Origin of the sequence: Paracholeplasma vituli, assembly GCF_025446935.1 — a bacterium.
Lineage (GTDB): Bacteria > Bacillota_I > Bacilli_A > Acholeplasmatales > UBA5453 > Paracholeplasma > Paracholeplasma vituli.
Genome location: NZ_JAOEGN010000019.1, coordinates 19955 through 27574 on the forward strand (window position 1 = coordinate 19955; position 7620 = coordinate 27574).

Annotated in this window: 7 protein-coding genes and 1 pseudogene; all 8 read right to left on the bottom strand. The window is 35.7% G+C overall.

What is annotated here, in order from left to right; all coding sequences use genetic code 11:
- Window positions 1-93: 93 nt before the first annotated feature.
- Window positions 94-1134, bottom strand: a complete 1041-nt coding sequence (locus tag N7603_RS08225) for a hypothetical protein (RefSeq protein ID WP_262096955.1) — start codon at window positions 1132-1134, stop codon at window positions 94-96.
- Window positions 1135-1220: 86 nt separating this feature from the next.
- Window positions 1221-2081 (bottom strand): endonuclease I family protein, encoded by an 861-nt coding sequence (locus N7603_RS08230; RefSeq protein WP_262096956.1) that lies wholly within the window; start codon window positions 2079-2081, stop codon window positions 1221-1223.
- 245 nt (window positions 2082-2326) lie between these two features.
- Window positions 2327-4303, bottom strand: coding sequence for an InlB B-repeat-containing protein (locus N7603_RS08235; RefSeq protein ID WP_262096957.1), 1977 nt, complete (start codon window positions 4301-4303; stop codon window positions 2327-2329).
- Between the two features lie 99 nt (window positions 4304-4402).
- A pseudogene (locus N7603_RS09125) lies at window positions 4403-4459 on the bottom strand (hypothetical protein); the annotation flags it as partial.
- A gap of 75 nt (window positions 4460-4534) precedes the next feature.
- Complete coding sequence (locus N7603_RS08240; protein WP_262096958.1) at window positions 4535-5089, bottom strand: hypothetical protein; 555 nt, start codon at window positions 5087-5089, stop codon at window positions 4535-4537.
- A 230-nt stretch (window positions 5090-5319) separates the two neighbouring features.
- A complete protein-coding gene (locus N7603_RS08245) occupies window positions 5320-6489 on the bottom strand; it encodes a nucleotidyltransferase domain-containing protein (protein WP_262096959.1) in 1170 nt (389 codons plus the stop codon).
- A complete protein-coding gene (locus tag N7603_RS08250) occupies window positions 6486-6911 on the bottom strand; it encodes a S24/S26 family peptidase (RefSeq protein WP_262096960.1) in 426 nt (141 codons plus the stop codon). Before N7603_RS08250 ends, N7603_RS08245 begins: the two co-directional genes overlap by 4 nt.
- The coding region (locus N7603_RS08255) for a PqqD family peptide modification chaperone (protein WP_262096961.1) at window positions 6905-7620 on the bottom strand (716 nt) is incomplete at its 5' end. The genes N7603_RS08250 and N7603_RS08255, both read right to left, overlap by 7 nt.

Consider the following 7620-nt stretch of genomic DNA (forward strand, 5'->3'; position numbering starts at 1 on the left):
TATACCTTTAAATCATACTTTTTTAAAAGATTTCGATTACTTATTGAAGATAATTCCCTTATAAAAGAAAAATCAATCTATGGTGAGATTGATTTAACTGAGTTTTATTGAAATGAATCCGAACACAACATGTGGACTATTTGTCATTAAGAATGTTAAGAACACCGCGGTCGCGGAGGGGTCTTTTTGAATCATTCTTTCGATGTAAGAAGCTTTAATAGTTAGCACATTACCTGTAAACGTATAATCGTCTGTTTGTAAATCGGTTCCGTTTAAACTTTCGAATAAACCACCTTTTAAGTCAAATTCAAAACTTAAGTCTTCGCCTTTGTAGGTAGCTGAGTTACTTGAAACCATCTCTGGTTTACCAATGATAACTAAATCCATATAAACGAGAACATCAACGTCATACTTAAAAGTAATCAAGAATCCATCGACTGTATCTGCTAAACTGTTAATCACTTCAGCATCTAAGATAAACCCATACTCATCGATTTCATAATCGATATTCGCTTCAAGTTCTTTATCCTTATAATAAATAGATGTTGGTACTTCGATATCCAGTACAATCCCGACATCTTTAACATAAGTGAAATCCCCTTTAAGGATTCGAATTGTTTTTGTTGAAACTTGGGTTTCTTCTAATAATAAAATGATTTCAATATCATATAAACCATCAGCTAAAGTACTATAGTCAAAATGATTTAATTCAAGGTCTTCTGTTTTAATCAGTGTTCCAGTTTCTATTTCTTTTACATGAACTCTATATTTTAAACCAAAATATACCCTTAAAATGAGGTATTTATCGTTCATATGAATCTCAGATATCACTTCATTTTGAATCAGTTGAAAATTAATGGGTTCAGAGTAATCTGATAATTTTCCATTCACGAAACTCGCAATCCTTACGGTATAGTTTCCAGATGGATAATCCTTTAAATTGAATGAATCGTTATAGACTAGGCGTGTTTGTGTATTGATATCAAGTACATAGTGTTCAGCGTTATCGACGAGTGACCACTTTAAAAAGCCGTTTTCATAACGGAGGTTTTCAGGTGTTTTTAATGTATTGGTTGTGCTACATCCTACCAATACAATAAGTAAAAAAGAGAATAGCCATAGTTTCTTAATCAAAGGAATCACCTCTTTGTTTTATATCATAACATTTTTAAATAAGAAGGCACAATCCTTTTTGGAATGTGCCTACCAATTTTAAAGTTTTAAATCAAAATCCCTTTAGTAGATGTTGAAGTGGGTGTGTACGTAACCATTAGGGTTGCATAATCCTCAATCGCTTTTTCATAAAGTTGAATTGACGCTTGAAGGGTTTGTGCAACCGATACTAAGTAAGTCCATACCGGTTCAAACAAATCTGGTCTATCGATGAATGGATTACGGTTGTTTTGAACCCCATAAATCACATTGTTTCGATTGACTTCAAACGCATCCACTGGATCTTCTTGATGCCAAGTAAGCAAGATATCAATATCACCTAATGTTCGAGCATTCCGAGCTGTCGTACCAAAATCTGATTTAACCAATCTTAGGTTATCGTTATAGTATCTTACTGCCATATAAAGTAACATTCTCGCAACATCACCTTTGTCTACATCGCCTGGGAAGAATCTTGAATCAAAATACTTCCATGTGCCTAATGTATGACCACTGATGATGTTGAAATAGTTGTTTCCTCTAGTGGAGTTTGTTGTCGGTACTGCCGCTCTTAAATGATGTAAATCGGAAACCATTGGACTGGCTTCATCATACGATGACTGAGGCCAAACGTGTTCCTTATTCCATGTACTACCGGAATCCCAAGTACTACTAACAGATTTGCGGTCATAGATGGTTAAAATCTTACCAGCAGCATTTGGATCAGCATCCGCTTCGTCCAGTGTATACTGGGCATTTGAATAACTGATAATGGTGTGGTTGCTGACTCGTGTGGTTAAAGCTTGGCGTAATGCACTGCCGGTTAAACCTACTGTAATACTATCGTAGTAACCTGCTGGAATACCTGGGTCTGGTGTACCGCCACCGCCGGAGGATGTAATGGTAACAGTTTGATTTTTGGTCGCCACGTTACCGGCTTCATCTTCGGCTCGATATATAATTGTTTTTGTTCCTGTTGCGTTAAAGGTAGTTCCGTCAAGGATGATATATAGACTAGAATCGTCTAGAGTACAACTTACTGATGAATCAACATTATCTAGTGCTTGACACCAGTTTAACGCGTTTGTGTAATTCCAGGTATCCCCTACAGTATAAGTAAAATCAGCTGAGGAACTCAGTGAGATTACTGGGGGTTGTGTATCTGTAGGGTCTGTTACGGGTTTCCGTAAAATGTGATTGATTTAATGTCAGTTCCCCTATTATCGTTACCTGAACTTGCTCGTACAAATACAAATCTATAATAAACATTCGAAAGGTTTAATCCCTCAAATTTTAAATCTCCAATAGCCGTTACCGATAAACTAGTTACATTAGTCCAAGTCGAGTTGTTATCTGAGGTTTGCAAATAGATTGTTTCATTTCCTGCTGCTGAATCAAGACCAACTATCTTAATGACAATACTTGTTACGGTTCCAGAAAGTATGTAATTTGTGGACATATAAACAGTTGGGTTTTCAATTGTTGCTGCAGGTTTACCGCCCATTCTTACATAATCCCACCCTGTTCCATTATAATTACTTCCTTTAGTAATCCAGCTACTGTTACCAGATGGAGTAGGATCTGCTGCCCCATTCAAAACACTAGTAGTTTTCACAGCTGTATAATCTGTGTTTGTTAGGTTAGTTGTACCAAAATCACTTTGTCGCAAAACTTCAGGGATACTTGTTTCTTCAGGTTTGACTGTGATTGTAAAGATTCTAGTTTCACTTGCACTATTCAATGATATTGTTGCAGTTAAAGTAACTTCAACTGCACTTTCAGTTGGCAATGTGACTGTTCCATTGTTTGTTATATAGTCAGTATTTGATGACACCCAACTTATTGTAGTCCCATTATCGCCTACTAAAGGTAAAGTTAAAGGGGTTGTATTAGTGACATTTAAAGGAAGTGATAAAGATGCTTTATCCAAAGATACTTTACCAGAATCATTTAATATCCATTTAGCATACATATCCCTATTAGCTGCTTCAACAATGTAAGGAGAACTATATTGAGTTGCACCTGTTGAACTTTCCCAACCAGCGAAATCATATCCTGACTTAGATGGAACTGGTAAATCAATTTCATCTTCGTATTCTGCTTGAATTGATGCAACAGTGTTACCTGCATCAGCACCATTGTAATTAAATGTTATTGTATAGGTTTCTTTGATGAACTTAGCGTATAAAGATAATGATTCTTTAATACCAGTGTTATTATAAGGTGTTGCAAAGTTGCTATCCTTAAACCATCCATCAAATTTGTATCCTGTACTTGGTGTTGGATTCGTAAATATTGTACCATCAGCATAAAAGTCTTTTGATGTAGTACCACTTACAAGTTCGACTTCATGAATAGCACCATTAAATGCACCATAATTAATTGATATTTCATCTATGTTGATTCTTTCACCAATTAGTTCTACTTGGATTTTAACCAACAATAAATCACTCGATTTTAAACCTGAAGAATTGAAATTTGCTGAATTTGCTAAGTTGAAAGTATAATCTACTAACGTTAGTGACGACACTTCAGTTTGATTCAAACCATCTGAAACATCAATCCAATTACTTCCATCACTAGAAAGAGAAATCTTTAAAGTGTTAACATCATCACCACTCCATAGTGCCGCTTTGAATGAAATCGTTGATATATTAGCAAATCCTGATTTTGTCCACATAGAATTTCTTAATCTAACCGATTTATCTCCAACTTTGTTACTATCAGCACCTATTAATGCATCGTTAAGTGACCAAACTACTCCTGATACAGTTACATCACCTAAATTATATGAACCTTTAGTGGAACTATCAAAGGATGCACTATAAGTACCCGGTTCACCCAATTCACTAATACTTCTATAATAGTTCTCACTATAATAAGTTTCTTCAACTGATGAACCATTTAAAACAATCAAATAAGCTCTTAAGCTATTGAATGTTGTATTAGGGAATGATCTCATGAACTCACCAGTAGGACCATAATTAATATTAGATGGCACTATGGTTGCTCCTGCAGATTCTAGTGTTAAGACATCCGAGCTTCTTGAGAAGATGAACCCATATTCAACAACTGTATAGCCTGCTGGTAATTGCATTTGTCCTTTATAAGTAACAAAGTCTGTACCTTTAATACCTAAATCATTAGACATGCTTACAACTGGTAGTTCAGCTGGTGAGGATACCCCATCAACAAATACAGCTTCTACTGTTGTAGCGCCTAAGATTGAGAATGCATAAGTAGATTTATATGAAAGTTTATTACCTAGAGCATCTGCCCAGTGGCTGAATACTTTACCTTCTGCTGGTGTATTTGGTGTTACGGTTGCTACAGAGTTATACTTATAAGACCCTGTACCAGTACCGCCATTTACGGTTAGTTGCTAGGATGCGGCTTCAGTCTCTACTTGATACTGTGCATAATAAACGCGGTTTTCATTAACAGCAACGTCTAAACCTTTATTATCAAGTGTAAGCCATGGTGTTGCTTTCCATTCCATGTTAGGTGGAGGTGTGATCGTAATGCCATCTGTATTAGCAAAACCATCTTTTGCAACATATTGAACCTTAAGAATTTTTCTATTTGAGTCTACGAACACAACTGCGTGATGTGTAACTTCACCAGATTCTCTGACGTCATAAATGACTGAGACACTCATTCTGGACATGACTTTAAACTCATGAGTTCCAGGTAGTTCTGGTCTAATTGTGTCGTTGACAGCATAAAAAGCAAATCCAAGAGTTTGGCCATCACCATGAGTAAATGAAATCTGATCGCCTCTGGATTTACCTGTGTGTGGTGTAGTCACAATTGGTGTGCCACTACCATTATAGGTTTTCACTGAAACACTAATATTGTTTGATGCTAGTACGCCCGTGGCGCCTACAAAGTAAAAAGATGAAACCAGAATGAGTAACGCTATGAGCTTCTTAATCATAGTATTACCAATCCTCTCCCAATCCGCCGATTCCTACAGGATCTGAACTCGCAGAAATTGCTTCTTCTAATTCAAACTCCGTAATTTCGATTGACGGTGCTTCATAAACTTCTTTTTCAAACATTCATATACCTCCCACAGTATTAATATTTGTAATCATTATAACATTAGTATATATACTACGCAATTCAAAGTTTTGTAACCTAATGAAAGAATTGTGTAAAAATTATTCAATAAATGCCCATTTTGTCAAAGAGATTGATGATTTCTTCACGATTACGGTCACTTTCATTGAGAGCTTTCAATTTGTAAATAGATGATTTTCTTTTTAAAAAAAGCAGTTTAAAGTTACGGTAAACTATCATAAAAGGATATAAGTACGGATGCTTGTTTAAGACTGGAAATAACCCTCTCGCATCCCTCATTTTCGGGAATATAATACGCATTAAAACTCTAAATTTAGACTTCCCTTTATTAGTAGAAGCCGCGAGTCTAGGGGCCATTGGATTAAAGGTTTCACCTTGACCGTGAATCCCAGAGGTCACAAAGTAGTTTGTCATAACCGTATAGTCATCATCTGATAGTATGAAGTCTTCTTTAATGGGTTTTGTCTCTAGTCCAAAGTACTTTTGATTTAACAACATCACGGTATTGTAAAAACGCGTCATGTTGATATTTTCGAGTGTTTTAAATAATAAAACATCATCGATCTCTTTTTCATAATGCAATCGATAGATACCGATGTCAAGTAAGCTTCTAAGTCCTATTCCTGAAGATTCCACATGTTTAGCAAGATGATATAACAAATAGACTAATTCAAAGTTTGGTGTTAGGGTATATTCATAATCACTTACTTTAGTTACGTGTTCCCAAGCCCCTTTGAAATACCCTTGATACTTCGGATTAAAGTCATTATGAATGCTTGGATGGATTTCGATGATGAGTCCATCATCCGTATGGTAATGGTCATGTGCTAATGATCTTGTTTCTAAGTGGATATTTTCCTTTTTAAACAAGTCTTGAATAACATCTAAATCAGACCTTACCAAAACATCGACGTCACCCATGCCTCGCATGTAGGTTTCTTTATATAATGACTTGAGTTTAGTGCCTTTTAAGAATATAAAATCTATTTCATTTTTCATAAAAAGAGCTCTCAGTTTTTGAATGAGTCTTTGTTGTTTTAAATCCTTATCCATAAACTGATAAATCACACCCTGAGCTTTTTGATTAAAGCGTTCACTATAATGACTTAGATTTAACGCTGGTATGATGACTCCGGATAAGCCCGAAGAAACCATCAATTTAAAAAACGCAGGTTCATCTGCGATTTTTAATTCAATCATTTGATTGTTAAGTGCTTGCTTACTGGCTTCTAGTAATTGGTCTATAGTGTTCATTTGGACCTCAATTTCAAGAGTATTTTTCTAAACGGATTATTAACCCAAAGGATGACTGTTAATCGATACCACTTAGACTGTTCGGATCGCTTCTTATTCGTTTGATGATGTGTGACTTTCGCAAAAATATCTTTAAAATCCACAACTTCTTTTCGGTAAGTCGCGTCTCCACGCAGGGTATAGGTAGACCCTTCAATTTTAATAATTCGATGAAGGAGAACTTGATTATCATAATCTGCTAGAACCACATCATATTTTCTGAGTTGTTTAGGTGAAGCTACATATACCACAGTTTTATTATCTAAGTAAAAGGGCCACATTGATGTCCCTTTTACTTTAAACATGACTTCTTTTATCCCGTTTTGGAGTTCTATTTTCATCACATCAAAAAAGGCATCATTTTCAACCACTACTTTTAACATAAGAGGTCTTTTTCTTTCAACTTATCGATAAAGATGATGACGTCTTTTCTCGCATCCTCTAAGGATACTTCATAATGGCTCATTAAGACTTCTGTTAAAGATTCTAAGGTTTGTTCGGTTTCTAATGCTTCAAATAAAAGTTTTCCTGATTTGTTTAAAGTCATGATACCGTTAAAGTGTAAGGCTTGTGCATCGATAGGTAACACCATATAGCGTAAACCGATGGTTTTAATGATGAATCCGGGTTTAATTTTCATACATTTCTCCTTATTGGGTTCATAATACGTCATATAGACACTATTTTTATTGAGTGTTAACTGGGCTTGATAAAACGGGATTTGAAAGAGTAATCCATTGAGGTTAGGCAGTACTGCTTCCCACATCGCTTGGGTTGCGGGTCTAGCAATATTTCTTAAGAGTTTTTTAGACGCTTCATCGATTGTGAGTTTATGAATATGGTCAATACTACTTTGTTCTAAGAAGTAAATGGCTTTAACCGGGTAGACCTCATTTCGATTTTCTGAGGTTTTACCCGAAAATGGGGTCCCATAAACAAGGTTATCTTTGATGATGGGTTTATCGTCATTGAGGTTAAAGGCGTTAAACTTTTCTTTATATAAGCCTGCATGGGTAGATTTGCCTGTACCAGAAGGGGCACTAAACAAATAGGCTTCGTCATCTTTAACGATACAAGAAGCGTGGAGTGGGA

Bases quoted from the DNA above. Each gene is read 5' to 3' on its own strand.
- N7603_RS08250 (WP_262096960.1), bottom strand. From the start codon at position 6,911: ATGTTAAAAGTAGTGGTTGAAAATGATGCCTTTTTTGATGTGATGAAA.
- N7603_RS08245 (WP_262096959.1), bottom strand. From the start codon at position 6,489: ATGAACACTATAGACCAATTACTAGAAGCCAGTAAGCAAGCACTTAAC.
- N7603_RS08240 (WP_262096958.1), bottom strand. From the start codon at position 5,089: ATGATTAAGAAGCTCATAGCGTTACTCATTCTGGTTTCATCTTTTTAC.
- N7603_RS08235 (WP_262096957.1), bottom strand. From the start codon at position 4,303: ATGTCTAATGATTTAGGTATTAAAGGTACAGACTTTGTTACTTATAAA.